Source organism: Sneathiella sp., from assembly GCF_047631475.1.
Classification (GTDB): Bacteria; Pseudomonadota; Alphaproteobacteria; order Sneathiellales; family Sneathiellaceae; genus Sneathiella.
In genome coordinates this window covers 86074-112500 of sequence record NZ_JBLHZT010000008.1, presented here as the reverse complement: position 1 = coordinate 112500, position 26427 = coordinate 86074, and the positions used below count along the sequence as shown (strand labels likewise).

Sequence of the window (26427 nt, the reverse complement as noted above, 5' to 3'; positions counted from 1 at the left end):
CCAATGAACCTATTAAAGCATCGGTTTTTCGACCGTTCCGGGACAGAGCCCAGCATGTTCGGGGTGATGATGTCTTCTCTTAACATCGTTCAGGACCGGTTAAGCAGATCCAGACTAGCGGGTGATCCGCCGGATGTTCATATCGCACCCCGTCTGGCCCATATGGGGTTACTTGAATTTGATAGAGCTGACGAAATGATCCGGGAAGGTGAGAATGCTGTCGAGCGAGCCCTCCCCTTCCTGCACCATGCACTGAAGGTTTTGTCTTAACCAGTCGCGATATAATCGCGCATTGCAGCGGCTTCGCGTTCAACCTCGTCCATTCGATTTTTGACAACGTCACCGATTGAGATAAAGCCGACCAGTTCACCACCCTCCATGACAGGCAGGTGACGAATACGTTTTTGCGTCATTAACGCCATCACTTCGTCGATTGTATCAGAAGGAGAACAAGTAATAACATCAGAAGTCATCAGTTCAGTTACCTTGGTACGAAGACAAGCATCCCCTGTTTCAGAAAGGCCCCGTACGATATCTCGTTCGGAAATGACACCCATCATTTTCTGGTGATCATCCACAATCAGCACGGCACCGATCTTATTTTTACCAAGGATTCCAGCAACCGCTGTTATTTCATCCTTCGCGTTGGCCGTAATGATATCGCCGCCCTTCCCTTTCAGGATACTTGCTACATTCATGGTAATCCTCCTGATTATTCTGCTTCTTTAAGTTCGTATTTAAGAAATTACCACTTTTTCAACGACTTCACAAATATTCGTAGAAAACGATACATCAATCTTCGCTGTCTTCTTCCTCATCTAAATCGTGATCTGCAGGGGCGATCACGATTGTCACCTCGCCCTTGATCTTTTTATCACTGAACTTTTCGATCAAAACGTCCAGCCTGTCCCGGTGGATATTTTCAAATTTTTTCGTCAGCTCAATACACACAGCTGCATGACGGTTCCCGAAACATTCCAGAGCAATCTTCAGAATTTTACCAACTCGAAAAGGTGATTCAAAAAAGACAATAGCGGAAGGAGTGTCCGCAAAAGCATTGAACACCTTGCGTTGACGCCCGGGACGTCTGGGCAGAAAACCCAGGAAGGAAAAAGCCGGGATGGGAAAACCCGATACAGTTAGGGCTGTAATGACCGCACTTGGTCCCGGTAGAACCTCCACATGATACCCTTCTGCAATGGCGGCGGCGGCGGCTCTTTGCCCGGGATCACTTATCCCCGGCGCCCCCGCATCCGATGTCAGACCAACGGACATACCGTCCCGCAACAGTGAAAGAATCCGTCCGGTCGCGCGATCTTCATTATGCGCGTGGCAGGCAAAGATAATGGGGGGGCTTTTCAGCTCATAGCGTTCAAATATTTTCCGGGTATGCCGTGTATCTTCACAGGCAAGTGCATCAACCTGTTGCAACGTCCGGATAATCCGATAGGAAATATCCTCCAGATTACCAATGGGTGTCGGAATCAAATACAGGGTTGGCTCTTCATTTAGTTCTTTAGTTTCCATAAGCCGATTAACCACATCCATCCTTCAGGCGCAACAGGAACTCACTCTTGTGTTCTGTTAGTTCGATTTTTCAAAAGACGATGCGCAGCTTCAATCAAGGTTTGACGGATCCAGTTACTCACGCCTGAACGTTCTGACGAAGCATGCCAATACAATTGCAACTCTAAATCCGGCGCATCAAACGGAAGTTCGAAAATTCGGCATGGATACTGGTTGGTCAGGGACAGGGGTGTTGTCAGAACAAAATCTGATCGCTCCAACAATGCAAAAGCTGCCTGATAATGCTGTAGCCGAACGGCATTATTTCGAACCTTGCCTAATTTACTCAGCGCGAGATCAGCCACCCCACCCCCGGTTCGCCTTGAGGACACATGAATATGCTCCAGTGATAAATACTGCTCCAGATCAAGGGTCTGCGCGGCACAAAGTGAATGATCCTTTCGAACTGCGCAGACATGATGTTCATTGAGAAGTCGGGCCTGCCTCAACTGCCCTTCTACGGCCATTGGAATATCGATGGCAAAGTCAATCTCGCTAGCTGCCAGTTTGCGGGCCAATTGTCGGCGCTCCCACTGATAGGCCTGAATTTTGATTTGAGGCGCCTTTTCCCGAAGCACAGACATAAACTCTGGAAGCAACGCTGCTTCCCCAACATCCCCGATACTGAGTCGCAAGACCTTTTTAATGTCCCGGGGATCGAAGCCTTCCTCACGGGCAATGCTGCCCTCCAACAAGCCAAGAGCTTGCCGCACAGGTCCGATCAATTCGTCTGCCGCTGCAGTAGGGTTCATGCGCTTTCCCGCATGGACGAATAATGGATCCTTGAACTGTTCCCTCAACCGAGCCAATGCATTGCTAACCGCTGGCTGGGTAACATTTAACCTTTCAGCCGCCTGCGTTAGGTTTCCAGCATCATATATGACCTGAAAAACAACAAACAGGTTCAAGTCAATCCTTCGTAAACTCATCCGATTTCACCTGAATATAATCTCTGTGAATACTATAGTATCATTATTATAAATTTCACTGATTAAGTTGGACATATTATAGTGAGGAAAATTTGACACATATATGGAGCAGGCGATGTCCATTTCAGTATCCAGCAAATCGGTTGAGCTAAAAAACCGCGTTGAAGCGTTCATGAACGAGCATGTTTACGGTGCCGAAGAAGTATACACCGCGCATGTTGAAAATTCTGGTGACCGGTGGTCTATTCCGCCGATCATGGAAGAACTGAAGGCCAAGGCAAAAGCAGAAGGCCTGTGGAATCTGTTTCTTGCAGAGTTTGATCAATACGGGTCCGGCCTTACAAATCTGGAATATGCGCCATTATCAGAAACGATGGGACGCTCCATGATTGGCTCTGAAGTATTTAACTGCAGTGCCCCGGATACCGGGAACATGGAAGTTCTGGCACGGTACGGAACGGAAGCGCAGAAACAGGAATGGCTCCTGCCATTGCTGGAAGGTGAGATCCGCTCGGCTTTTGCCATGACCGAACCCGCTGTCGCCTCCTCGGACGCAACCAATATTCAGACTGAAATAAAACGCGATGGGGGCGATTATGTTATAAACGGTCGCAAATGGTGGATCAGCGGTGCCCCTGATCCGAGATGTAAAATTATGATCGTTATGGGTAAAACAGATCCAAACGCCCCCCGCCATCAACAGCAATCACAGATTTTGGTTCCCAGAGACACACCCGGCGTCACGATTGTCCGCCCAATGAAAGTATTTGGATCCGACGACGCCCCTCACGGGCATGCTGAAGTCCTGTTTGAAAATGTTCGCGTTCCTGCCTCCAACCTTATTGGAGAAGAAGGATCAGGTTTTGCAATTGCGCAAGGTCGGCTTGGTCCTGGTCGCATCCATCACTGCATGCGCCTGATCGGATGCGCCCAAAGATCCCTTGAGCTAATGTGTCAACGAGTTGAAAATCGCGTTGCCTTTGGCAAAAAGTTAAGTGAGCAGGGTTCAATTCGCGAAGACATCGCGAAATCAGCCTGCGAAATTGAACAGGCCCGACTTTTGACATTACAAGCCGCCGACAAAATGGACCAAGGCAGTTACAAAGACGCAAAAGACATCATCGCGATGATTAAGATTGTCGCACCTAACATGGCACAAACGGTCATAGATCGCGCGATGCAAGCGCATGGGGCGATGGGCTTGAGCCAGGATACCTTTATGGCAGAAGCCTTTGCATATGCGCGAACCGTTCGCTTGGCTGATGGGCCTGATCAGGTCCACATGAACTCTTTAGGCAAGCAACTGGTGCGCCGCTACACAGAATAAAACCGGACATTTAAGAAGCCGGAATAAAGCAAGGCTCTCGTGCCTTGCTTTTTTTGTGTCCTTTTCGCTGAGATATGGACACCCGACATATATGGTATTGACAATCATTCTTAACTATCCCATATGTTAAGAATGATTGTCATTTTCATGCTGTAAGGAAATTCGGATGTATGTATGCTTGTGTAATGGGTTTACAGATCGCGATGTAAAAAGCGCGATTGCGACCGGGATCAGTGCCGTCCCGGATGTCTATCATAGTCTAGGCGCCGCACCCCAATGCGCGAAATGCAGCGTTCATATTCGCGATATCATACAGGAAGAGAAAGCCCAGAAAAGTTTCGCTGTTTCTGCGGAATAGCTCGTTTCGCCGCCCCACAAAAAAGAATTACCTCCACCGGTCAGGATGGAGGTTGTCTAGATCTGCAGGCCTTATAGTTAGTTGACGCCGTGGCCTCGGCTTTTTGTTTTTGGTCATGCCTCTTACTGGACACTTAAATATTTCAGTAAACAAAAACTGCCGGATTATTTTTTAAGACAGCCCTAAGTTCTAGTGTTGTCCAAATTGCGCCTCCTCCCGGATCAAAAAGAACGAAGTTCTTTATTGGAAGCACTCATTATTCAGCTTTTTGCTACTCGGTTTAAGTTTGGCTTGGATCTTTTTGTCCAGTTACCTCGCTTGCCTTCATTATTACCAGCTTTCTGCATAAATGACAAATTGTCATTTTTGACAAATCATCAAAAAATTACATCCAAATTTCGTTTTATTTCAAAAAAGCGATAAAAATCAGTTCTTTAATTACAAATTTCCTAAAAAAAAGTTCCTAAAAAAATTATTATCCATGCTTCCACTGACCTATTTTTTCTACTTTTCGATGGCTCATAAGCGTTCAATACAATTTTAAAGAGATATCAATTCAGAATCGCGCTGATATTCCAACTATGTTTATATTTGCGCCTACTACGGATCTTCTGCACACTCCCCCTATCTGAGGGAGGGGCCCCGTTGCAAAAAAGACTGAACCTGGTCGTAATGATCTCATTACTCACCATACTGACCTTCACCGCCGCATTTTCAGAAGCCGATAGGGCGGCCGCAAACGCTTACAAGGCAGGACGCCATCAAGAAGCGTTTTTGTTATGGCTTGACCTCGCCCAAAAAGGGGACCCGGATGCTCAATTTAATGTCGCGTTTTTACTGGAAGCCGGGCAAGGGACAAAAAGGAACCTTTCGTCTGCCTTGAAATGGTATGAACTTGCCGCCCGGCAAAATTATCCCGGTGCAACTGTAAAATTGGGACAGATCCGAAAACAACTGAATGAGCATAACAAAAAACAACTAAACCGCTGGCTTTCTAAAGCCGAAAACGGTGATTCTGAAAGTCAATTGGCCGTGTCAGAGCTATACCGCGCCGGGGAAATTGTGCCCGCGGATAAAATAGAGGCGATGAAGTGGCTCACGCTTTCACAGGAAACAGCCCGGAACAAAAGCTTGAAAGCCCTTATTCGCCGCGCTACCTCCCTCTTAGCTAAACAGTTGTCAAATATAGAAAAACAAGAAGCGCTTAAACGGGTCGTTCAGTGGAAACAGCTTCGGGTGCCGATCGAATAGGAAAATATTCTTAGTTTTGGCACGATGCCTGCATTGAACGAAGCATACTTTATTTTATGTCTGGAGGTTCTCTTGCTACACGCTCAACAACTTAGCACTTCTGTTCCCAACCGATTTGAACAGCGTGACTCCTTTCGGGTTTCCAGTCCAATGCTTCAAGTGGAAATCAATGGTCAACAATTTGCCACGACAAATTGGTCCCTCAACGGTATTTTGGTAAATGGCCTCTTGGAAAATGCCGCATTGGATATGCCTGTCAAAGGTATTTTTGGTCCAAACGGAACCTCCGAAATGTGTCAGTTCAATGGTCGAATCGTGCGGATTGATTTGAAAGAAAAACAAACTGCCATTGAATTGGACGGAAGCAGTCGTGAAGTTGCCGCGCTGCTCCCTTTATGGGTTCTTAAATACAATCTGGCGTGAGATTTAACGAAATAGCGATCATGTGCTGAGGAGAATATCTTCCGCACAGATCGTTATTTTTTCAATTGCCTGCCTCCAGTCCTCTTTTGACAGTCTGATGGAAATATCAGCACAGCGCTGGCTCATGTCGCGGTTTCCCAGTGCCCCATTGATAATCGCAGATATCTCTGCTTCATTAGCCCCAGAAGGTACACTGTCCCCTAGCCCCTGCGCCTTGATCAGTCTTGCTGATAGCTTTGATTCTGACTGTCTTGGGAACATGATTTGCGGCCGCCCGGTCATCAGGCACGAGGTCGCGGTCCCCCCGCCCCCTGAATGCAGCACCAAGCTTACTTTGGGCAGCATTCTGGCAAAATCCACTGGTTTCTCAAGCATCTTCAGATGTTCCGAATGATATCGTTGACGCCGCTTTAGGCTTGCGCCTCGAATATAGGCGGTGGTTGGAACCGCGCTTTTTTGCAAGATGTTTAAAAGTATCTCACTATCTGCCGCTTCATTCGCCATATACAAGAAGATGTGATCGTCGTCAGGCAGTTTTGCAGGCTCAAGAGATACTTCCAACGGCCCGCACACCGGCACTTCCCTTAAGCCATCATAGGGGTCCAATTGAGGTAAAGTGCATGCGAATTGCCCCTCACTGTTAAAAATGTCCGGCAGATAGCGATAGGGTTTGAGCCCTTTTTCATGACGTAACTTATTGAAAAGCACAAGCAGTCTCTGCTGGTTCACCAGGGGTTTGCCCGTTGTTATGACAGGCGGGTATTCTTTTAAAGAGGCAGGCGGAAGGGTGAAGCCGTTACCAATATTGATTATCGGCACACGCCCGCCAACCGCCAGGTTGAGGCCCGGACTATGATCAGCAACGATCAAATCAGGTTTGGCAATCGTAACCAAATCGTCCCATGCGGACATCATGGTACGCAAGATTTCCGGATACCCAAAACCCTGCCGGGCGATAACATCGGCGTAGCTGGGTGTTGCTACGCCCCGCACATTCGCAATCGGCGGATTTTTCCAGTAAGGCGCCTGTATCATGGGATAGCCATGCTTTTTGACAACATCATAACACTGGGTCACATCGCGACAGGCAAACAGAATATCATGCCCTTTGGCTTTCAAAACATCGGCAATGCGAAGGAGCGGGTAAATATGCCCGAGGCTAGCCCCAAATTCCCAGCCGAATAACACTTTTGCCACTTTCGCTTCCCCTCAAACTAACCCATACTCTCGCCATCGGTTTTATTAATAAGACCACCTGTTAAAACGTCAGGCAATGCGAAACTGCGCTGAATACTGAACCGAGGAGAGAAGTGTGTCATTCGGTGAATTAAGCACCCCTACTTTGCTTTTGGAAAAAACCAAACTTATCGCCAATATAAACAAACTGGATTCACGGTTATCGGTCCTTTCCACACCCCTACGGCCTCACCTGAAAACGTGCAAATCCGCCCGGGTCGCCGACCAAATTCCCAACATCAAACAAAATGGCATCACCGTTTCAACCCTGCATGAAGCACGATATTTTTTGGAGAATGGCCATACAGACATCCTGTACGCGGTGTCGATCGCACCTCAAAAATTACCGCAGATAAAACAGCTTCAGGATCAAGGCGCCACGATTACACTTATCTTGGATACGATGGACGCCGCAGAAATGGTCGCCCGACTGGCGCAGGAGCTGCACACTGTCTTTCCTTGCCTTATCGAAATTGATTGTGACGGAAAGCGCGCGGGCCTACCCCCACAAGCCCCCGAAATTGTCGAAATAGCCGCGTTCCTAAACGAACAAAATGGAACCCAAATGAAAGGCGTTCTTTCTCATTCCGGTGGATCTTACTATTGCCAATCCTTGCAGGAACTCAAAAAAATGGCGGAGCAGGAACGCATTTCAATCACAACTGCAGCCGGACGGATTAAAGAGGCAGGCCTGCCCTGCCCGGTGGTGAGTGCAGGCTCCACGCCGACTGCGACTTATGCTGAAACACTTGAGGGGATCACTGAATATCGCGCAGGGGTTTTTGTTTTCCAGGACATGGTGATGGAAGCCCTCGGCGTATGCCAAATAAGTGATATCGCCCTGTCTGTTTTGACAACAGTTATAAGCCACAACAAGGCTGGGAACAGGCTTATAATTGATGCGGGCAGCCTTGCATTATCTGCTGACCCGGGAAAAAAGAACGGTCGTGGTGATCAGCATTACGGGTGTGTCTGCGACCCAATAACCGGCCAACCAATCGACGGGTTATGGGTAACATCAACCAATCAAGAGCATGGCCTGATTTCATTGGATCACACAAATCGATCCCTAACGGACTTTCCGATCGGCTCTCAATTCAGGATCCTGCCAAACCATGCCTGCATTACGGCTGCGGCCTATCCCGGATATCACATTCTTGATGATCAGGTGCCGCCGCGTGTAACGGATTATTGGGATCGTTCCAACGGATGGTAACAAGTGAATAACTGACGATCGTTCAATAAAACTTGACGCTTATTGCCTAGCCTCATAGGGTCAATCTGCCTGTAAAATCAGGCACCTCTAAAATCCCTGACGGGAGAGTCCGTTTAGTCGGCGCCGAAGGAGCAACCGCCCCGGAAACTCTCAGGCAAATGAACTGTCAGGTATAGAGGCTCTGGAGAGAGGGTCGGAAAATCATCCGACTCCACCGAAGAGGTACCCGGCACGTTCCGGTAATCTTTCAGGTCCACGGACAGAGGGGGCATCATCTAACAGGTTGGCCGCAAGGTCACAGGGTATGAGGGTGCCGATATGACAGAAATTGAAAAAGCAGGACTGGGGAGTGTGACGCCGGTTATCCCAGCGAAACCGAGAAACACTGAGCCTGTGCCCACCTCACAGCTTGATGTCAATATCAGCGTAACAGACCTTTATACAATTGGCATTGGGCCCTCTTCTTCCCATACGGTTGGGCCTATGCGCGCGGCCAAAAGATTTGTCGATCACCTTAGTGCTGTTGGCGCATTCGATAACACGGCGCGGGTGCTGGTAGAATTATACGGGTCTCTTGCGCTAACCGGTCACGGTCACGGCACTGATATTGCTATTCTATCCGGCCTGTCTGGCGAACGTCCTTCGTTAATTGACCCTGAAGCCATTGGCCCACTTGTCGATAAAATTCGGTCAGAAAACATTCTCAATTTGGGAGGGCGGAAAAACATTCCTTTTTTTGAGGAAGAAAACCTTATGTTCCTGAAAGATGAAATGCTCCCTGAACATTCGAACGGTATGCGCTTTTGCGCCTATACCAGCGATGGGGATCTTCTGGTGGAAAAAGACTATTTTTCTGTCGGCGGCGGGTATGTTGTTTCTCATAACGAAGGAGACAGGGCGGAAACCAAAGGTCACAACATTCAGATGCCGCATCCGTTCACCTCTGCCGCTGAACTGCTGGCACTTGGCAAGGAAACTGGCCTTAGTATTGCTGAAATCATGCGCCAAAATGAAACCACCTGGCGCAGTGACGATGAAACCAATGAATTTTTAGATAGCGTTTCACAAGCGATGCTGGCCTGCATCCGGCGTGGCTGCGAAGCGGAGGGCATTTTGCCCGGCGGCCTTAATGTCAAGCGCCGTGCAGGGGCCCTGTTCAAAGAGTTGATGGCCAATCCGGAACGCGCATCCCGCGATCCGTTGACCGTTCTGGACTGGGTCAACCTGTATGCCCTTGCCGTTAACGAAGAGAACGCTGCGGGAAGCCGCGTTGTTACAGCGCCAACCAATGGTGCCGCCGGTGTCATTCCAGCTGTTCTGAAATATTATGAACGGTTCTGCCCGGGCTCAAACGAAGAAGGTATTCGTAACTTTCTTTTGACCGCCGCGGCCATCGGTTCAATTTACAAAAAACGCGCGTCCATTTCTGCGGCTGAAGTTGGCTGTCAGGGAGAAGTGGGTGTTGCCTGTTCCATGGCGGCAGGCGCGCTGACTGCCGTGCTGGGGGGCACAAATGAGCAAGTCGAAAACGCGGCTGAAATTGGAATGGAACATAATCTTGGTCTGACTTGCGATCCGATTGGCGGACTTGTCCAGATCCCTTGCATCGAACGCAACACAATGGGCGCAATGAAAGCCATCAATGCGGCACGCCTGGCCTTGTCAGGAGACGGCACTCATGTGGTGTCCCTTGACGAGGTTATTGAAACAATGCGCCAAACGGGTATTGATATGCTCAGCAAATATAAAGAGACATCACAGGGCGGTCTGGCAGTAAATGTTGTGGAGTGTTAGCCGTTACTCAATCGTTGTCAGGATTTTTTTGACGTAGATTGGCAGCACGAAAGACGCTTTATGAACATCAGGCGTATAGTAACCGGTCTCAATATCAGCGTCTAAAAACCGATCTGCAAGCGTTGCTTCAGAAAGGTTTCGCAATTCCTTATTGTCGGTCGCCCATCCAAAGGCCAACGGTCCGCCGACATAACTGGGAATTGTTGCCATAAAAAAACTGACATCCTGAAACAGAAGTCCCAGACGATCATAACTATTTCTCAGTTCCTCTGCCTGAACAAAAGGGACACCGTTCTGGGTAACAATGACACCGCCAGCCGTTAGGCAGGACATGCAATCAGTATAAAATTCTTGGGTATATAAAACTTCCCCCGGGCCGTGCGGGTCGGTTGAATCAATAATTATGACATCCCATTTCTGATCCGTTTCCTTCACAAACTGACACCCGTCAGCAACCACAAGATCCAGTCTGGGGTCGTCGAAGGCACCATTTGAAATGCTTGGGAGATATTTTATCGACAGATCAATAACAGAGCGGTCGATATCAACCAAAGTGACGGCAATATTGCGATGCTTTAAAACCTGACGAGCTGCGCCCCCGTCGCCTCCACCAATGATCAGGACCCGTTTTACGTTGCCATGCGCCAGAATGGGGACATGGGCGAACATTTCATGATAGATGAATTCGTCTTTTTCCGTTGTCTGGACCGCACCATCCAACGACATCACACGGCCAAAAGTACTATTTTCAAAAATGATAAGATCTTGCAGGCCCGTTTGATCCCGATAAAGAACAGTTCCAACATCCAGCGCCAGATTAACACCGCTATGAAGGCCTTCGTCAAAAACCTCCATCATGTCAAAATGCCTCGCTTGATTTCATTAATTTGCACGGTTTCCGGCTGAAACGCTTTTTTAAGCAACGGAATGCATTTGTGAGGCTCTGTTTTTCCGCACATAAAAATATCAAGGGCCATATACCCCTTGTCGGGCCAACTGTGAAAACTGATATGGCTTTCGGCAAGAACCGCCACACCGGATAAGCCGTTCGGTTCAAACTGATGGATGTGAAAATGAAGCAGTGTCGCACCGGAAACATGTACACATTCCGTTAAGGTGCTTTCGATCAATTCCTTGTCGTTCAAACCTGTGGCTTTCCACAAGTCAACAATCAGGTGGGTTCCAGCGAAAATCATTCCGTCTTTTTCGACAAAATAATCTGGCTTTTCCACCTTTGCGTCACCACGCGGTATTTCAACAATCTCAGAAATATTCGACATTTTCACAGCCCTGATGCAAGGGCTACTGCCCTGCCTTGAAAAGATGGCGCGTTATCGCGAAAAAGGGACGGGAAAACAAGAGAAAAGTGCGCGACAGGATCCGCACCAGAAATCTCGCGTTCAAAAAAGCGTCAACCTGCACCGAAAAACCGGGAAAAACTTTGCCATCCGAATACCCGGTCTCTATAGATCAAAGGATGTCTATGTCCTCTATGACCCTTGATCATCAGCAAAAATGGCGATCTGTCGCCCTGCTGTCTATTGCGCAAATTTTTGCGCTTTCCCTCTGGTTTTCGGCCACAGCGCTTATTCCAGCCTTGAAAGAAGAATTCACCATAAGCGACTTTCATGCGTCTCTTTTCTCAAGCAGTGTTGCAATTGGCTTTGTCATCGGAACCTTTTTCAGTGCTCTTTTTTCGATTGCCGACAGGTTTCCGCCCAAACAGATTTTTACGATCAGCGTCTTAGTCGCCAGTTTATCAAATATCAGCATCCTTCTTCTTGATCCGCTTTCCAACACAGTGATTCTATTACGGCTGATAACCGGTATCAGCATGCTTGGCATTTATCCCATTGGTATGAAGATGATGGCAACCTGGGCCCGAAATGATGCTGGAACACTGGTTGGACTGTTGGTTGGCGCGCTCACGCTGGGAAGCGCATTGCCTCACCTTTTAAATCTTGTGAATATTGACTGGCTGGACTGGCGTTTCACCCTTGTGGGAAGTTCCTGCCTCGCTTTCTTATCCAGTATCATCATTCAGTTTGTCGATTTGGGACACCCGATTCCAAAAGCGCCGCCGTTCAAGGTCACACTGGCTTTGGAGGGCTGGAAAGATAAAGCCATTCGCTATGCCAATTTTGGATATTTCGGACATATGTGGGAACTTTACGCCATGTGGGCCTGGATCGGAATTTTCCTTCTGGAAAGCTTTCGAACTTCAGGCGAAGAAAACCCAAGCATACTGGCGAATATTCTAACCTTCACGACAATCGGGATCGGCGCTGTGGGTAGTTTGATCTCCGGCAAACTGGCCGACCGCTACGGGCGAACGACGGTCACAATGACGGCGATGATGACAAGTGGTAGTTGCGCCCTTCTAATTGGCCTGTTCTTTGGCGCCCACCCAATATTTCTGGCCATTATCTGTGTAATCTGGGGAATTTCTGTTATCGCAGATTCCGCGCAATTTTCGACCTGCGTCATCGAATTGAGCCCCCCCAACATGATCGGTACGATGCTGACCATACAAACCTGCACTGGATTTCTAATCAGCCTGGTCACCATTCACCTGATCCCGGTGTTTGTTTCGAATTTCGGGTGGGAAGTCGCCTTCATGTCGTTAGCAATCGGACCTTTCCTTGGAACCTATGCAATGGGACGTTTGCGGGGGCATCCAAAAGCCTTGCAGATGGCGGGCGGGCATCGATAGAAATACACTGAAGAGCGCATTTTTCTTTATCGTCCCCTTTTATTTTCTGTTATGCCGGTAGCTGATTTCCAATTCCAGTGAGAGACCGGTATGAAAAATGTCACCCTTTTCCTTGCTCTGACCCTGACGGTTCTGCTCAGCGGCGGGCAGGCAGCTTTTGCAAAGTCTGACCGGTATATCGGTTACTATTACCCTGCACCGCAAAGAATTGAGGTCTATTGCGCGCATGTAAATGCCTTGCCCAATGTGGACAAAAAGAAGAGGGTCGGGTTTATTATTGGTATCAAAACCGGCATGTCAAAGCAGCCTTATGCATCGCCCTATTCGGTTTTTGCCAAGGGATCGACTTCGGACAAATTACTGGTGGTCTCTAAGCAGGATGGTTATCTGGACACAGTTTATCGTGCGCGGGCACTTCTGGCGGAGCTTTCAACAAGCGCCCGAACAACACCCGTTTTTACAAATTCCAGTGCCCCTGAAGAACTGACCTTTCTGGATCTCATCGCCATGCTCGGTTTTGCCTCTGTCACCCTCAGTGACGGAAACGGATTTGCCCACCAGATCCACGTCTTGCCGAACAAATCAAAACAGTGCCAGAAGGCAGATGAATTGCAGTAATTAAAGGCGAGAATAATCAATCGGCTGATGTCGATCCAGTGACTGTGACACCGGCGCCATAGGATATTTTAACCCTGTGGCGCAATTATACAGGACCACCTGATCAGCCCCCGATACACGCCCGTCTTTTAAAGCCTGCCGATACGCCGCATAGGTTGCGGCCCCTTCCGGGCATAGAAGAACGCCTTCTGTCTGTGCAACATGCCTCTGCGCTTGCATGATTGCCTCATCTTCAACCGCAATGGCAAATCCCTTACTTTGCCGGACGGCACGAAGGATCATGAAGTCACCGACGGCAACGGGGACCCGAATACCCGCCGCTACTGTATGCGCATCTTCCCAAAGAGGGGCGTGCTCTGCCCCGTCTTCCCACGCTTTTACAATCGGGGCGCAGCCTGTTGCTTGAACAGCAACCATTTTAGGGCGCTTGGATCCGATCCAGCCGATGGCTTCCAGTTCATCAAATGCTTTCCACATGCCGATAAGGCCAGTTCCGCCGCCTGTAGGATAAAAAATTACGTCCGGGAGTTGCCATCCCAATTGCTCTGCCAATTCCAGCCCCATCGTTTTTTTACCTTCAATCCGATAAGGCTCTTTTAACGTGGAGACATCGAACCAGCCCACCGCTTCCTTGCCCTCACCAACGATCTTCCCGCAATCATTAATCAGGCCATTCACCCGGTAGACATCGCCGCCTTGCAACGCAATCTCGGAAACGTTGATTTCCGGCGTATCATCAGGGCAAAAAATTGTAGTCTGCAATCCTGCACGAGAAGCATAGGCCGCCATCGCGGCACCAGCGTTTCCATTGGTTGGCATCGCCAGTCTTTTCAGGCCCAGTTCTTTTGCCATTGCAACCGCCAACGCAAGCCCGCGGGCCTTAAACGATCCAGTAGGCAGCCGCCCTTCATCTTTTATAAGCAGTTCCCCGCCTCCGGCATCCTGATCAGCCAAGCGAATGATTGGGGTCATCTCTTCCCCCAGCCTCACAATATTCTCCGCAGATCTTACCGGTAAGAACTCACTATATTTCCAGAACCCACCGGTTCGGCGTTCGATGGTGCCTTTATCAATATGCTTACCCAATGCCTGCAGATCATATTTTACGATAATCGGTTTACCCGCCGACGACAGGCCGTGGATCTTGTCCGCCTCAAATCGCTCTCCGGTGTAAGCACATTCCAAGTGGGAAACAAACGTTTTATACTCTGATGGGGTTTTCATGATAGTCCTTCTGGAAGTCACGCTGTTCGAGGAACTGTCCCACATGTCAATTGGACAATCAAGAGACGCTTCCATCCAATAATATCTTGACCATTATAGCGGGATGCCAGACAGTGCATCAAAACTTAGCAAACGCCAAAATCTGGCCTTTCTGCACATTATTCTGCAAAAACAGAGAAAAGAATGTCCACACATCTCCATATTTTGACGCTGTCCTGCGAAGACAAACCCGGTATCGTCGCCGCGGTTACAACCGAACTCGCGTCAGCTGGTGCCAATATTACTGAAAGCAACCAATTCTGGGATCAGCAGACAGGCCATTTTTTCATGCGGATTGCCTTCGCTCTTCCGGTAGGAGTGCCCAAATCAACGATTGAACATGGCTTAAAACCGGTTTTCGATCGATTTCACATGAAAGCCAGCGTCACAGATGCAGAGTGCAAACCGAAGATCATCATTATGGTGTCCAAGTTCGATCACGCAATGCTCCACCTGTTATATCAAATCCGGGTTGGCTGGTTACAGGCAAAGGTTGTTGCCATCGTTTCAAATCACGACGCGAGCAAAGGCACTGCCGAAATCGAAAATATCCCGTTTCATTGCTGGCCCGTAAATGCTGGTAATAAGCAGGAACAGGAACAGAAACTGCTGGATTTAGTCAAGGAAACCGGGGCTGACCTTGTTATCCTTGCCCGTTACATGCAAGTTTTAACGGATCAATTATCAACCCGCCTGTTTGGCCGCATCATTAACATACATCATTCATTTCTGCCTAGTTTCAAAGGCGCCAAACCGTATCATCAAGCGCATGAGCGGGGGGTGAAACTTATTGGGGCGACGGCCCACTATGTAACGCCAGATCTGGATGAAGGACCAATTATAGAACAGGAAACAGAGCGTGTAAGCCACGCTATGAGTGCAGAAGACTTTGTGGCAACAGGCCGCGATGTTGAAAGCCGCGTTTTGGCACGAGCGGTCAAAATGCATTTGGAAGCAAGGGTCATGCTAAACGGTCATAAGACAATCGTCTTTAAATAAAAAAAGCCGGACATCTTACAATATCCGGCCCTTTGTTTTTTCGAAACATGCGTTTTACTGCTCTGATGGGGCTCCGAATTTACCCATTGGTCGCAGCTGGTCTGTATTTAACATCTGAAGCTGGTTATCTGTAGGATCAAGGTTCCTCCAGGAAATGCCACGATATTCTCGAACGCCAGGCGCCGCAATATTTCTAGCCTCGAACGAGGTTTCAGGCGCCAATTGCCTTAAGATTGCTTGTAGCCTGCGCATCCCGGCATTGCTTTCCTGCCCTGATGCGGGCTCAGGAGAAACCCCGTTAAACTGAACGGCATGGTTCTGTGCCCCCCGATTTCTAAAATAAGGAAATGCCAGTGCCTTTTCATCACGGGTCGACATAACGATAGCATTATTGGCCATGGTTGCGATGGCGTGACAGCTTGAGTAAGCCGGCCCTGTATTTTGCAGCGCTGTTTTACGAAGCGCGGCAATCATCCAGTCATACCCCGCCGCCACAGTTTTCTTACCGTCACGCCGATCGGCGGCTTTGCCCAGCAAGAAATTCCAGCCTGTCTCGTCATAGGAAGGATGTTCTCCAAAAGCGAACTTCAGATTGATCAACATCATTTTCCCAAGAATATATACATTCTGACTGGTGTTATAAATCAACTTCGGCTTCCCTTCAGCCTGTTTACTATACATCGGTTGCTTGAGCTTTCCATAAGGACGCCAGACAGAAAGCCGCCGGTTCAACTCTTCAAGTTCGCTCGTCTCCCCGGCTGTTAGCCGGACATCTTTTTCTGTTTTTGCGCGCGTAGCTTTCGCCTTTAGTTTGGCCAATCGATCGAAGGAAACACCTAATATTTTTTCACTAAAGGCCGCTCCCAGATTTTCATACCAATCCATGAACAGAACCTGCCCCTGCGGAATTGAAGGCAACCTGCCCACACAGTTTTTCCCGCCTGGTTTCCCTGGTGCACCACGCATCCCATCCCATTTCAGAATACTCTGTGCGATCGGGGCCAATTCTTCTGGCAGGGTTCCACTCTGCGTCAAGCGGGCCAGATACGGGCGAAACATATGATAATTAATATCCAGGCGCGTCAGCAATGTGTTCACATTGGAGGCTTTTTCAATGTCATAATCGCGAACGTTGGATAGGATATCTTCAATGATTTGAGCGCGGTCCCAAGCATACCATGCATCATAATACAGATCAGAATCCGGCATCAGCAGATACGGTTTATGGTTCCAGCTAACGACAGTCCCGTTGTTGGTTGTTTCATTTTGCACATAATAGTCTGGCACCTCATCATGCCAACCTTTGGCCGGTGAAACCGGAACAGGCAGACGAACATCCGCATCCCACAAAAGACGGTCCGGGCGGTCTTTCAAATTCTTGAGCGCCGTCCCATTCGAATTTACCCGAGGCGGAATAACACCAGCTAGTCGCATAGTTACGGTTCCATCATCAGAAGATCCGATCAGGTTAAAGTTCGCCCCGACGCCGGTGGCCGCACCCTGCCATTGTTCCATATTTTGTGCGGACGCTAACGCAAGGAAACTCTTGAAGCTGCTACCTGTCTGTCCCTGCCACGTTACCCGTTTAATATAAGCCACAGCCCGCCCATCAGCACCGACTTCAAGGCGGCTCACCGGCCAACCCATTCCTTTCACATGATAAGATTTGGGCGTACCGGGGGTTTTCAGCAGACGAAGATCATCCTCCCCGACAAAGGTCGTGTGTCCGTCCACTTTTCTGTCGGCTCTCACTGGGATGCAGAACATATCGGCCACATCTGAATTGCCCGCCGTAAAGCCTGTTGCAATTTTTCCGTTGTGGCCGGTGAAAGTAGTAAAGGTACCGGCGAAACTGGTACCGGCATACTGAAAGCCACTCCCGCTTTTCAGCTTAAATGGGTAAAAACCGTTCGGATCATAGGCCCCGATTTGAGGTCCATTATACATGACCGATTTTGCTGGCTTGGCAAGCCGATCACCGCTTACAGCCCAAAAATTACTAGCATTCTGCGCAAAGCCGGTTTTGTCCGCCCCTTGATACGCAAAATCATAACTTTCTTTTCCAACACCGCCGCCTGCAATTGACGGACAAATTGCGCCTCCGGTTTTCAACAACTCAGTATGTTTTGCCTGACGGTACCCGGCGACGACCGCCCGCGCTTCGCGAAGGCTAATGCCGCCCGACTGCTCCAGATTTTTAACTTCAGTAATGGCATGAGGATCTGCCACCCATTTGAAACTATTGAAAATACGCCGTGCTTTTTCTGGTTGCCCGGGATTTTGCCTTTCAAATTCCCGAAGAAGCGCAAGGTTATTTACTTCCTCATTGCGATTGGAGAATTCATCCATAACGCGGTTCTGAAAGATTTTCAGCATGTCTTCCGCTGTCCATGTGGGTTTCAGAAAATCTGCTTCATCCGCAAATCGCTCAGCAATATAAGCGAGCTCTTGCGGATTTGCGGACAAAGGCCGACCTCTGAACGTAATTGCTTCACGAGGGTTGCAACTATCCTCTGCCGCAGGCATTTGTTTAAAATTCTGCACGAGAAAGGCATTAATGCCGGCAGCCACACATTCAAGCGCATCGACCGCCCGGCGGGCGTCCTCATCCTGCTCATATGCCTGGCGCAACGCATCTAATTCACGGCGGATATCTTCCTGCAGATACGGATAATCAGAAAGATAGGAGTTTGCCTTCTCCTTACCGGCAAGGGCTTTTTTTCCCGTCTGCTCGTTATCTTTAGGATACACGCCGTTGCTCAAATAACGAAGCTTGGAAATTTGTATCAGCCGGTCTTCCGCCATGGCATACCCATATCCAAAAAATGCTTCCCGATCGGTATCTCCCAGAATATATGGGACACCGTATGCATCTCGGTCAATCACGACCCTCGCTTCAGCACTTGAAATCTGGAAGCATAAAGCTCCTATCGCTGCGGTCGCCAGCAACGATACTCTAGCGTTTATCTTTTTCACGACATTCTCCAGTTTGATGTGTCAGGTTGTGATAAAGACTGACGCCAGCGGGATTTGTGAACAAAAAAGACACAAAAAAACCGACCCTTTAAGGGGCCGGTTTTTAAGCCGTTATCTTTTTAAACTACGCTACTCGGATCTCGTTCAAAAAGCCTTCAATGTCGTTTTTAAGGTCTTGGGCTAAACGATCCAAAGAGCCTGAAGCTGCCAGCACCTGTGAAGCAGCAGAGCCTGTTTCGCTGGATTTTGCGGAAACTTCACCGATCTTGGATGACACTTCATTTGTCCCGCTTGACGCTTCCTGTACACTTCTGGAAATTTCGTTCGTTGCTGTATTTTGCTCTTCTACCGCAGATGAAATTGTAACGGTTGAAGCCCTGATGGTTTGGATAACACTGCCAATTTTTTCAATAGCCAAAACGGCACCATCTGTTGCCTGCTGCATACCGGAAATTTGAGATGTGATTTCTTCCGTTGCTTTGGCCGTTTGGGTGGCAAGGCTTTTCACTTCGCTTGCAACAACGGCAAACCCTTTACCTGCATCGCCCGCCCGGGCCGCCTCAATTGTTGCATTTAGCGCCAGTAGATTTGTCTGGCCTGCAATATCACTGATCATACTGACAACTTCGCTGATTTTTTTTGCGGCTTCAGCAAGATCTGAAACAGCATCCGTCGTCACTCTTGCTTCATCCACAGCATCTTCAGATACACTGGTTGCCTGCCCGACCTGGCGAGAAATTTCTCCAATTGACGCCGAAAGCTCCTCGGCCGCTGACGCCACTGTTTGAACATTCGAAGAGGCTTCCTGCGATGCATTGGCCACTTCTGTCGAAAGGCTCATCGTGCCATCTGCGGTTTCAACGAGAGAGTTGGCAGTCGCCTGCAATTCTGTTGATGCCCCGGTAAGGGTTCCCATGACTTCAGATACACGATTTTCAAATGTTTGAATAATGGCCGTGATTTTCTCAGTACGGGCTTCTTTCTCAGCTATTTCCGCACGCTCCCTTTCAAGCTCTTCTTCCATTTGTTTTTCTGTACGCTCCCGATCTAGGCGGTCTCGCTCTTCGGCTTTTCTGGCAGCGTCTTCAGCTTCTTTCTCCAGCCGCCGTTGCTCGTTCGCACCGTCTTTAAAAACCTGAAGGGCATCAGACATGTCACCAATTTCGTCCGTCCGATTTTGCTCTGGGACCATTGTTTCCAGATCGCCAGCTGCTATTTTTTTCATTGCGGCTGTGATCGACGCCAGAGCGGTTGTTATGTTTCTGGCAAAGAACACCCCGACCGTTCCTATAATCAACAAAAGCACAACGCACAGGATCATGAACACATTACGCATTTCAACAATGGGTTCTAAATATTCAGTTTCATCGATTTCTGCGAGAATAGCCCATTTAGTACCCATAAATTCCAGAGGCCCATAAACTGATTTCACCTGAACACCGCGATAATCTTCACCAGCCATCACGCCTGTTTTCCCTGCAAGCGCATCTTTTGCCGCGGCAGTCTTGATAGACCGGGTTAAAATCGTGCTTGTTTCTGAAAAACGCGAGTCACTTCGCATCAGAAAGTCTTGTCCAACAATGTAGCTTTCACCCGTCTTTCCCAAACCTTCTGAAACCTGCATCAAACTATTCAGCCGACTAATGGACATTTGGTAGACTAGGACCCCGACCTGTTTTCCATTTTCAAATATCGGACTGGCAATGAAACTTGCAGGCGCATTATTACTGGGCGCATATGGCGCAAAATCTTCAAAAGACTGCTGGTCCGGGTTCGTTTTGTTGAGCGTATTTCTGTAAATATTACCAAGTGCGGATGACTTCCATTTTCCTGAATTCAGATTGGTCGCAAAATCTGCTTCCTTAAAAACGGTGTAGAGAAGGTTACCCTTCAAATCGAACAGGAAAATATCGTAATATTCACGAGTATAGAGGGCCTGCCGGAACCATTGATGATATTTTTTATGAACGGCACTATAAGCAGAGCCATCTGACGCAAAGTCCAGTTTTTCTTTCTCGCCGACCGGATGTTGGTTATCCGTTATGTAAGCCTTTTGCAGTTGCTCGGCCGGGTTCCCTTCGATTTTCTCCCACCCTGCTTTGAAATCCATAACAGCCTGAACGACATGAGGACTTGCCGCCGTTATCGATAAATCTTCTCGGATTGAAACGAGATAGTTCTCTAGGGCTGACCGACGGGCATCAAGGACCACTTGCAGTTTCTTCTCAACTTCAGCGTTAACAGCCGACGATCCTTCAAAATACCCAAGGAAGCTCAGGCTCAATCCCAGAACCAAAGACGAAGCGATGATTAGTAGCGGTAATTTCTTGGAAATCCGTAAACTGACGACACTCATAATATGTGGCACTCCCTAAAAATGCCTGGGCAAATCAACGTCCAGGAACCTTGTGAAGGCACAATGGTCAATTATGAGTATTTACAAGCTCTTAATATTTACAGGTTGTGTTCAAATTCAACCAAAATAAAGAGAAACTACTACCAAATAATTAACCCAAAAACAACTGAAAATATAGTAAAAGTAATAATAACTATCGCAAAATTGGGAAGTTAATTTGACAAATTGTCAATTCAGCTTCCCAAATCAACATGATTCAATAAAACAACTTACAAAAACGACTTAATGCGATTGCTTTAGTTATCATTACTTTAAGGCATTTGTTTTATTTTCTGTGAGTACTGTTAAACAGCAGCAACAACAATAATCTCAACGGTATAATCTGGCGTCGCCAGCTTGCTTTCCCCGCATGCGCGGGTTGGTGGATTTTGCGGATCAATCCAGCTATCCCAAACTGCGTTCATTTCCTGAAAGTCTGCCATGTCAGCCAACCAGATTGTGGCCTGTAAAAGCTGGGACTTACTGCTTCCCACTTCGGCGAGCAACGCATCGATCTTATCCAAAATGTCTTTTGTTTGGTCCGCGACGCTAGCGCCTGCGGTTCCCACCTGACCAGCAAGATAAACAGTATTGCCGTGAACAACAGCCTGGCTCATCCGGCTTCCTGGGTTAATTCTCTTAATTGTCATTTTCGTTCCTCTTTTTAAATTGCCTGAAACAGCGGTTTTGACCGAGCATCATCAAACGACCAAACCAGCGTCTTCTATAAAAGAAGTGCGCTCCATAATTGCCGCCCCGCATGTTGGATCAGGCAGAGTATAGAGGGAAAAGAACCGGGGCAAGAACCGAGTTTTATACAGATTTTACTAACATTGACGTGCCCAACCCGCCAGCGGCGGCGATCGCGGCGATCCCATAGGCACCAAGCGGCTCCTTTTGCATTTCATGCCAAAGCCGAACCATATTTACAGCGCCGGAAGCGCCGATAGGATGCCCCCGGGCCAACGCACCGCCACCGCGATTAATGCGATCGCCTTTCATATTCACAGTCTTTTTAAATTCGACCATTTGTACGGCAAAGGCTTCCATCAACTCGGCAACCGCGACCTTGTCTGGATCAAGCCGATTTGCTTTCAACAGCTCATTCACGGTTAATGCCATGGCGCTCATCGGGACCATCGGCGAAGCGCCTGTTATTTTGTAATCCACGATTTCCAGGACTGTTTCCCGCGGCGAAATACTCTCGATTATGCGTTGACTGACCAGCAACACCGCTGCCGCTGCATCTGCCTCGACAGAAACTGTCGCTGCGTTCAACCCGGTCAGCTTATCTCCGACAATCGGTTGGAGCCTTTGAGAAACTTTCTGACTTAGATGTCGGCTGAAGGCGTCCTGCATCACACCATCAATGGGGACTATTTCACTTGCCAAACTGTCTCTGGCCTTCATGGCCTTGGCATGACTTTCAACGGCCCAAGCGATCTGCATTTCCGAGGAAACACCCTTGATCACAGCTTCTTTCGCCGATGCCTCCAACATGTCAGGATCCCGATCCGCCCAAGGTGTAAAAGGCGGTCGATCATAAGGGAGCGGCTCTTCTTCACGTGTTCGAGGGCGACGCATTCTGAGGGGGGATCGACTATAGCTTTCCGCCCCGCCCGCCAGGACAACATGCGCATTGCCTGATTTGATCTTTTCGTAACCAAGACCGATGCTATCAAGACCACTACAGCATTGAGTATCAATCGTAAGAGCGGGTATCGCGTCTGGCAATCCCGCCTGCAAGCCGATTACCCGAGCAGGGTTCCCCCCGCCATATAACGCATTTCCCATGACCACGAAATCCACCTTTTCAGTACCCATGTCGGCGTCGGCCAAAAGCGCGTTCAGGACCACCGCACCAAGATCCTTAACCTCTATCGCAGAAAATGCGCCACCACGTGGAATGACGGCCGTCCGCTTTGCGCCGATCATATAAACCTTATTCACGACATTTCCTTAAGCTGCGACTGCAATAAAAACGAATGCAGGGCCTGAAAATCTGTTTTTCCCGAAGGCGTCTGGGGCCAATTTTCACACAGATAAAAGTGATGGGGGACCGCGTAAGGGGCTAGGTATTTTTGACAAAAGATCCGGATTGAAGAAGGCGCCAGCCCGTCTTCTGTCAGCTTGAGAACCGCGATAATTCGGTTACCCCGTTTGGCATCTTTTTGTCCAAATACGGCAGCCCGGGATATTTTGCTATGTCGCAGAAGTGCGTTTTCGATTTCCTCTGGAAAAATATTACGGCCTGCGGCATTGATCATTCGGTCGGTTCTGCCCGTTAAATACAAAAATCCCTGTAAATCCAGATAGCCCGCATCCCCAGTAAAAAACCAACAATCGACGGGCGCGGTTAATTCCTGTCCAGCATATCCCATAAATTGAAATGGACTCCTAACCCGAATACGACCGCTCTCCCCTGTTTTCACCGGACATCCCTGATTATCAAGAATGTCGATTTCAACGGGACCAAAAGCCCGCCCGACGGATCCTGCTGGAGGATTTTCCGTCTCTTTCGCCACGGTAATATAGCTAAGCTCGGAACTGCCATAGAATTCCGCAAATTGAGATCGGGGGAACAACCTTTTGAGTCTGTTTTTCAACAGATCAGAACATTTCTCTCCCGACGAGAGCACCAGACGGACGCTGCTTATTACGTAACCATCAGGCGCTGCATCACATAGTGCAAGAAGCTGGGTGGGGACAGCGTAGATCACAGTCGCTTCCTGCTTTTTCAAATCCTGCAGGATCCGATCTGGGCGAAAATGTGAATAAAATAAGCTAGTCGCGCCCTCATACAATCCGCGTATGACAGCATACAAAGGAAGGGAGTGCGAAAACTGACCCAGAGCGGCAATCACATCGGAAGAAGAAAGCCCAAATTCTTCGTTGTCACAGACAAAGCTTTCCAGCCAGGATTGTTCCGAGCGAACAAACCCTTTTGGAAGTCCTGTGGAGCCTGACGTAAAGCCGGTGTAAAAAGCACCTGAAGCGTTCGTTCGAACCTCTGTTGCTACCAATTTTTGCGGCTTTTGAACCCGTTCTGTTGTTGAAACAAAAAGTCCTGGTTCAATAATCGATAAAGCCGCTTTCAACTTTTCTGGCGGCCAAGTAGTATCCACAACTTGAACATTGAGCCTGGCTCTAACGCCTGCCAGAAACCAATAAATAAAAGGCAGGCCGTTCGGCAGACACAGGCACAAGGCCGAACAATCTTTGTTTTTTTGAGACAAAACCGCCAGATGATCCTGAATATTCTGGTCAAGCAATTGCCAGCTAACGGGCTTGCCATCCATAAAAAGTGCAGCTTTACCAGAATAGTCTTCAGTATTTTTGCGTATTCTATAATCGATTGTTTGCTGATCGGGGATATCCGAATGAAACACGGTTATCGCCTCAACCGATTTTCGTTTGGTGGTTAGTTGATTAACAGGATGGCTCTCATCTGCATATCCAAGCGCCATGCCACATAAAACAACCTCATCAGCGCCCAATCCAAGGACCTTTCTGACCACTTTGTGATATGAAATAAAGCTTGCCTGCGGGCAAGTCGCCAGTCCGCGGGCTTGCGCCGCAATCATCAGATGAGCGAGAAATATTCCCATATCAAGCCAGCTGCCCTGTTCCATATTCTTTGGAACAGAAAAAATCATACCCACTGGGGCTCCAAAGAAACCGTAGTTTCTCGCTTGCTCTTCCCTCTTTCTTTTTACATCGCGCGGACCGATGCCAAGGGCTTCAAACAGTGAGCGCGCGGCTTGTTTACGCAAGGCTTGCTGATCTGCCGTAAAATCATTCGGATAGTAAGAATACTGATCTTCCCGCGCATGTTTTTTATCAAAAAAAGCGGCTTTTAACTCAGTCTCCAACCGCGCTTTAACGGCTCCTTCGACTACATGCACGGTCCAGGGTTGAAGGTTACCGCCACTGGGTGCCCGCCGTGCAATATCCAAAAGCGCCTCGATCTTCTCGCGGGAGACATTTCTATTCAAATATCGACGAACTGATCGCCGTGCGCCAATAACTGTTCGCACATCTTGCCAATGCTGTTCTGTCAGGCCGTCAGTCATTTTTCCCTTTGCGATCATTACTGTCAAAAGAGCGCGCATCCAACGCTTCGGCGATATGCGTCCCCATTTTTAAGGTCCGGATAATTACAGGCATCGCGACCGCAAACAAGCTTCTTTCCAAGCCACGAACCCGTTGAGCTTCTTTGACTTCACGGGTAACACCGGCAATGACAGGAATGAAACGAATGGCGAGCGACAATGCCAGGCTTATTTTCTCAACAGCTAACCAGCGGGAAAATGGCCTTAACAGAGTTTCCAGAGCGCTGATCATATCAGATGTCCGAGACGTCAAGGTGACAAACCCAGCTGCGAGGATCAAAGCTGCAAACCGAACGCTTATAAACACCGCCATTGACCAGGTATTAATTAACCCCTGAGCCAGAAATAGTATCAGCAGCAAAATCATCATTGGCCGCAACTGGTCTAACACAGATTTCAAGGGTAAACGGGCCAAAGGATAAAGGCATAAAACCAAGACCAGAGCGACGGTTACGCTCCAGATACTTTCAAAAACAAACACACCTGTGCAAAGCGCCACCAACGCCAGCAGTTTGACACCCGCGGGGCATTTGTGAAAAACGGTATCCCCATGATGATACAGGCTAATCATAGGCCACACAGGGACTGATAATATTTCTTTACCTCTGCAGGTGGTCCGTCCGCGACCAGTTTTTGATCATGGATACATAAAACCCGGTCAAAATCATTTAACAAGTCCAGATCATGCGTCACAAGCAACACAGATTGTTCCAAACCTGAAATGACAGACATCAATCGATTTTTGTTTTTCAGATCCAGAAGCGTTGTTGGCTCATCCATCACCAGATATTGAGGCGCCATAATTAAAACCCCGATCAGGGCTACCATCTGTTTTTCACCGCCGCTTAGCTGATGTGTCAACCGGCTCGCCAGATGGGATAGATCATATTTGTCCAGCTCTTCGTGTATGACCTCAGGGACACGAGATTTTTCGATCTTCAGGTTCTTCAGCCCGAATGCCAGATCTTCTTCAACCGTTGGATAGACAATTTGGTTTTCGGGATTTTGGAAAACGAACCCAACCTGTCGCCGTACCTGACGGCCTTTTTTCTTGGTGCAAAATCCATCGACTGTTACTGACCCGCTTGACGGTATCTGCAAACCATTTATCAGGCGGGCAAACGTGCTTTTACCAGAACCATTTAAGCCGATTATGCCAATTCGCTTCTCCGACAACTCAACCTTAAGATCGTCCAGAATGACGCGATCCTGAAGTCTGATAGTGACGTCATTGAAGCAAATCATTTTACT

Annotated in this window: 24 protein-coding genes and 2 riboswitches (1 of these 26 only partly in view); of the genes, 10 read left to right on the top strand and 14 right to left on the bottom strand. The window is 48.5% G+C overall.

Annotated features, from left to right (window positions below):
* Positions 1-270 carry the end of a patatin-like phospholipase family protein gene (locus tag ACJAYR_RS05390; protein ID WP_415235650.1) on the top strand. It extends 633 nt beyond the left edge of the window, so only the last 270 of its 903 coding nucleotides appear in the window; the start codon falls outside the window, past its left edge; its stop codon occupies positions 268-270.
* Here ACJAYR_RS05390 and ACJAYR_RS05385 read toward each other — a convergent pair.
* The 3 genes from ACJAYR_RS05385 to ACJAYR_RS05375 form a co-directional block, all read right to left on the bottom strand.
* Entirely contained in the window at positions 267-698 is a 432-nt protein-coding gene (locus ACJAYR_RS05385) for a CBS domain-containing protein (RefSeq protein ID WP_415235649.1), read from the bottom strand. The two genes, ACJAYR_RS05390 and ACJAYR_RS05385, sit on opposite strands and share 4 nt — an antisense overlap.
* 94 nt (positions 699-792) lie before the next feature.
* On the bottom strand, positions 793-1527 hold the full coding sequence (gene rsmI / locus ACJAYR_RS05380) for a 16S rRNA (cytidine(1402)-2'-O)-methyltransferase (protein WP_415235648.1): 735 nt from the start codon (positions 1525-1527) through the stop codon (positions 793-795).
* 41 nt (positions 1528-1568) lie between these two features.
* Positions 1569-2495, bottom strand: a complete 927-nt coding sequence (locus ACJAYR_RS05375; RefSeq protein WP_415235647.1) for a LysR family transcriptional regulator — start codon at positions 2493-2495, stop codon at positions 1569-1571.
* A gap of 115 nt (positions 2496-2610) precedes the next feature.
* On the opposite strand from ACJAYR_RS05375, the gene ACJAYR_RS05370 reads away from it, so the two are divergent.
* From ACJAYR_RS05370 to ACJAYR_RS05355, 4 genes are all read left to right on the top strand, one after another.
* Complete coding sequence (locus tag ACJAYR_RS05370) at positions 2611-3822, top strand: acyl-CoA dehydrogenase family protein (RefSeq protein ID WP_415235646.1); 1212 nt, start codon at positions 2611-2613, stop codon at positions 3820-3822.
* 166 nt (positions 3823-3988) lie between these two features.
* Positions 3989-4180, top strand: coding sequence for a bacterioferritin-associated ferredoxin (locus tag ACJAYR_RS05365; RefSeq protein WP_415235645.1), 192 nt, complete (start codon positions 3989-3991; stop codon positions 4178-4180).
* A 645-nt stretch (positions 4181-4825) separates the two neighbouring features.
* Positions 4826-5431 carry a tetratricopeptide repeat protein gene (locus tag ACJAYR_RS05360; RefSeq protein ID WP_415235644.1) on the top strand — a complete coding sequence of 202 codons (606 nt, stop codon included), beginning with the start codon at positions 4826-4828 and terminating at the stop codon, positions 5429-5431.
* A gap of 72 nt (positions 5432-5503) precedes the next feature.
* Positions 5504-5854 carry a hypothetical protein gene (locus ACJAYR_RS05355; RefSeq protein ID WP_415235643.1) on the top strand — a complete coding sequence of 117 codons (351 nt, stop codon included), beginning with the start codon at positions 5504-5506 and terminating at the stop codon, positions 5852-5854.
* Positions 5855-5872: 18 nt separating this feature from the next.
* Here the strand turns inward: ACJAYR_RS05355 and ACJAYR_RS05350 are convergent, their stop codons facing one another.
* A complete protein-coding gene (locus ACJAYR_RS05350; protein WP_415235642.1) occupies positions 5873-7051 on the bottom strand; it encodes a hypothetical protein in 1179 nt (392 codons plus the stop codon).
* A gap of 115 nt (positions 7052-7166) precedes the next feature.
* Here ACJAYR_RS05350 and ACJAYR_RS05345 point away from each other — a divergent pair, with 115 nt between their 5' ends.
* Both ACJAYR_RS05345 and ACJAYR_RS05340 read left to right on the top strand, forming a co-directional pair.
* Positions 7167-8306 (top strand): alanine racemase, encoded by a 1140-nt coding sequence (locus tag ACJAYR_RS05345; protein ID WP_415235641.1) that lies wholly within the window; start codon positions 7167-7169, stop codon positions 8304-8306.
* A gap of 90 nt (positions 8307-8396) precedes the next feature.
* Positions 8397-8482, top strand: a riboswitch (glycine riboswitch).
* Positions 8483-8485: 3 nt separating this feature from the next.
* A riboswitch (glycine riboswitch) is annotated at positions 8486-8571 on the top strand.
* 53 nt (positions 8572-8624) lie between these two features.
* Complete coding sequence (locus ACJAYR_RS05340; protein WP_415235640.1) at positions 8625-10100, top strand: L-serine ammonia-lyase; 1476 nt, start codon at positions 8625-8627, stop codon at positions 10098-10100.
* A 3-nt stretch (positions 10101-10103) separates the two neighbouring features.
* Here the strand turns inward: ACJAYR_RS05340 and speE are convergent, their stop codons facing one another.
* Together speE and speD are read right to left on the bottom strand one after the other, a co-directional pair.
* A complete protein-coding gene (speE, locus tag ACJAYR_RS05335) occupies positions 10104-10958 on the bottom strand; it encodes a polyamine aminopropyltransferase (protein WP_415235639.1) in 855 nt (284 codons plus the stop codon).
* Positions 10955-11380 (bottom strand): adenosylmethionine decarboxylase, encoded by a 426-nt coding sequence (gene speD, locus ACJAYR_RS05330; protein ID WP_415235638.1) that lies wholly within the window; start codon positions 11378-11380, stop codon positions 10955-10957. Before speD ends, speE begins: the two co-directional genes overlap by 4 nt.
* A gap of 212 nt (positions 11381-11592) precedes the next feature.
* Between speD and ACJAYR_RS05325 the strand changes: the two genes are divergently transcribed.
* The gene (locus tag ACJAYR_RS05325) at positions 11593-12813 is read left to right on the top strand and encodes an MFS transporter (RefSeq protein ID WP_415235637.1); all 1221 of its coding nucleotides are present in this window, start codon (positions 11593-11595) and stop codon (positions 12811-12813) included.
* A gap of 90 nt (positions 12814-12903) precedes the next feature.
* The gene (locus ACJAYR_RS05320) at positions 12904-13431 is read left to right on the top strand and encodes a hypothetical protein (protein WP_415235636.1); all 528 of its coding nucleotides are present in this window, start codon (positions 12904-12906) and stop codon (positions 13429-13431) included.
* Here the strand turns inward: ACJAYR_RS05320 and ACJAYR_RS05315 are convergent, their stop codons facing one another.
* Positions 13432-14655 carry a threonine synthase gene (locus ACJAYR_RS05315; protein WP_415235635.1) on the bottom strand — a complete coding sequence of 408 codons (1224 nt, stop codon included), beginning with the start codon at positions 14653-14655 and terminating at the stop codon, positions 13432-13434.
* A gap of 183 nt (positions 14656-14838) precedes the next feature.
* Here ACJAYR_RS05315 and purU point away from each other — a divergent pair, with 183 nt between their 5' ends.
* Complete coding sequence (gene purU / locus ACJAYR_RS05310) at positions 14839-15693, top strand: formyltetrahydrofolate deformylase (RefSeq protein WP_415235634.1); 855 nt, start codon at positions 14839-14841, stop codon at positions 15691-15693.
* Positions 15694-15747: 54 nt separating this feature from the next.
* Here purU and ACJAYR_RS05305 read toward each other — a convergent pair whose 3' ends face one another.
* The 7 genes from ACJAYR_RS05305 to ACJAYR_RS05275 all read right to left on the bottom strand — a co-directional run bounded on the left by ACJAYR_RS05305 (position 15748) and on the right by ACJAYR_RS05275 (position 26421).
* Positions 15748-18669: a penicillin acylase family protein gene (locus ACJAYR_RS05305; protein WP_415235633.1), complete on the bottom strand. Its 2922-nt coding sequence runs from the start codon at positions 18667-18669 to the stop codon at positions 15748-15750.
* Positions 18670-18793: 124 nt separating this feature from the next.
* Positions 18794-21025, bottom strand: a complete 2232-nt coding sequence (locus ACJAYR_RS05300; protein ID WP_415235632.1) for a methyl-accepting chemotaxis protein — start codon at positions 21023-21025, stop codon at positions 18794-18796.
* A gap of 344 nt (positions 21026-21369) precedes the next feature.
* Complete coding sequence (locus tag ACJAYR_RS05295) at positions 21370-21714, bottom strand: RidA family protein (protein ID WP_415235631.1); 345 nt, start codon at positions 21712-21714, stop codon at positions 21370-21372.
* Positions 21715-21877: 163 nt separating this feature from the next.
* A complete protein-coding gene (locus ACJAYR_RS05290) occupies positions 21878-23014 on the bottom strand; it encodes an acetyl-CoA C-acyltransferase (protein ID WP_415235630.1) in 1137 nt (378 codons plus the stop codon).
* Entirely contained in the window at positions 23011-25137 is a 2127-nt protein-coding gene (locus ACJAYR_RS05285) for an AMP-binding protein (protein WP_415235629.1), read from the bottom strand. Before ACJAYR_RS05285 ends, ACJAYR_RS05290 begins: the two co-directional genes overlap by 4 nt.
* Complete coding sequence (locus tag ACJAYR_RS05280) at positions 25130-25747, bottom strand: energy-coupling factor transporter transmembrane component T family protein (protein WP_415235628.1); 618 nt, start codon at positions 25745-25747, stop codon at positions 25130-25132. The genes ACJAYR_RS05285 and ACJAYR_RS05280 overlap by 8 nt, the downstream gene beginning before the upstream one ends.
* Positions 25744-26421 carry an energy-coupling factor ABC transporter ATP-binding protein gene (locus tag ACJAYR_RS05275; protein ID WP_415235627.1) on the bottom strand — a complete coding sequence of 226 codons (678 nt, stop codon included), beginning with the start codon at positions 26419-26421 and terminating at the stop codon, positions 25744-25746. The genes ACJAYR_RS05280 and ACJAYR_RS05275 overlap by 4 nt, the downstream gene beginning before the upstream one ends.
* Positions 26422-26427 lie beyond the last annotated feature (6 nt).

Coding starts and splice junctions, on each gene's coding strand:
- ACJAYR_RS05340 (WP_415235640.1), top strand. CDS start 8,625: ATGACAGAAATTGAAAAAGCAGGACTGGGGAGTGTGACGCCGGTTATC.
- ACJAYR_RS05285 (WP_415235629.1), bottom strand. CDS start 25,137: ATGACTGACGGCCTGACAGAACAGCATTGGCAAGATGTGCGAACAGTT.
- ACJAYR_RS05385 (WP_415235649.1), bottom strand. CDS start 698: ATGAATGTAGCAAGTATCCTGAAAGGGAAGGGCGGCGATATCATTACG.
- ACJAYR_RS05300 (WP_415235632.1), bottom strand. CDS start 21,025: ATGAGTGTCGTCAGTTTACGGATTTCCAAGAAATTACCGCTACTAATC.
- ACJAYR_RS05370 (WP_415235646.1), top strand. CDS start 2,611: ATGTCCATTTCAGTATCCAGCAAATCGGTTGAGCTAAAAAACCGCGTT.
- ACJAYR_RS05375 (WP_415235647.1), bottom strand. CDS start 2,495: ATGAGTTTACGAAGGATTGACTTGAACCTGTTTGTTGTTTTTCAGGTC.
- purU (WP_415235634.1), top strand. CDS start 14,839: ATGTCCACACATCTCCATATTTTGACGCTGTCCTGCGAAGACAAACCC.
- speD (WP_415235638.1), bottom strand. CDS start 11,380: ATGTCGAATATTTCTGAGATTGTTGAAATACCGCGTGGTGACGCAAAG.
- ACJAYR_RS05365 (WP_415235645.1), top strand. CDS start 3,989: ATGTATGTATGCTTGTGTAATGGGTTTACAGATCGCGATGTAAAAAGC.
- ACJAYR_RS05280 (WP_415235628.1), bottom strand. CDS start 25,747: ATGATTAGCCTGTATCATCATGGGGATACCGTTTTTCACAAATGCCCC.
- speE (WP_415235639.1), bottom strand. CDS start 10,958: ATGATGGAGGTTTTTGACGAAGGCCTTCATAGCGGTGTTAATCTGGCG.
- ACJAYR_RS05295 (WP_415235631.1), bottom strand. CDS start 21,714: ATGACAATTAAGAGAATTAACCCAGGAAGCCGGATGAGCCAGGCTGTT.
- ACJAYR_RS05325 (WP_415235637.1), top strand. CDS start 11,593: ATGACCCTTGATCATCAGCAAAAATGGCGATCTGTCGCCCTGCTGTCT.
- ACJAYR_RS05320 (WP_415235636.1), top strand. CDS start 12,904: ATGAAAAATGTCACCCTTTTCCTTGCTCTGACCCTGACGGTTCTGCTC.
- rsmI (WP_415235648.1), bottom strand. CDS start 1,527: ATGGAAACTAAAGAACTAAATGAAGAGCCAACCCTGTATTTGATTCCG.
- ACJAYR_RS05315 (WP_415235635.1), bottom strand. CDS start 14,655: ATGAAAACCCCATCAGAGTATAAAACGTTTGTTTCCCACTTGGAATGT.
- ACJAYR_RS05275 (WP_415235627.1), bottom strand. CDS start 26,421: ATGATTTGCTTCAATGACGTCACTATCAGACTTCAGGATCGCGTCATT.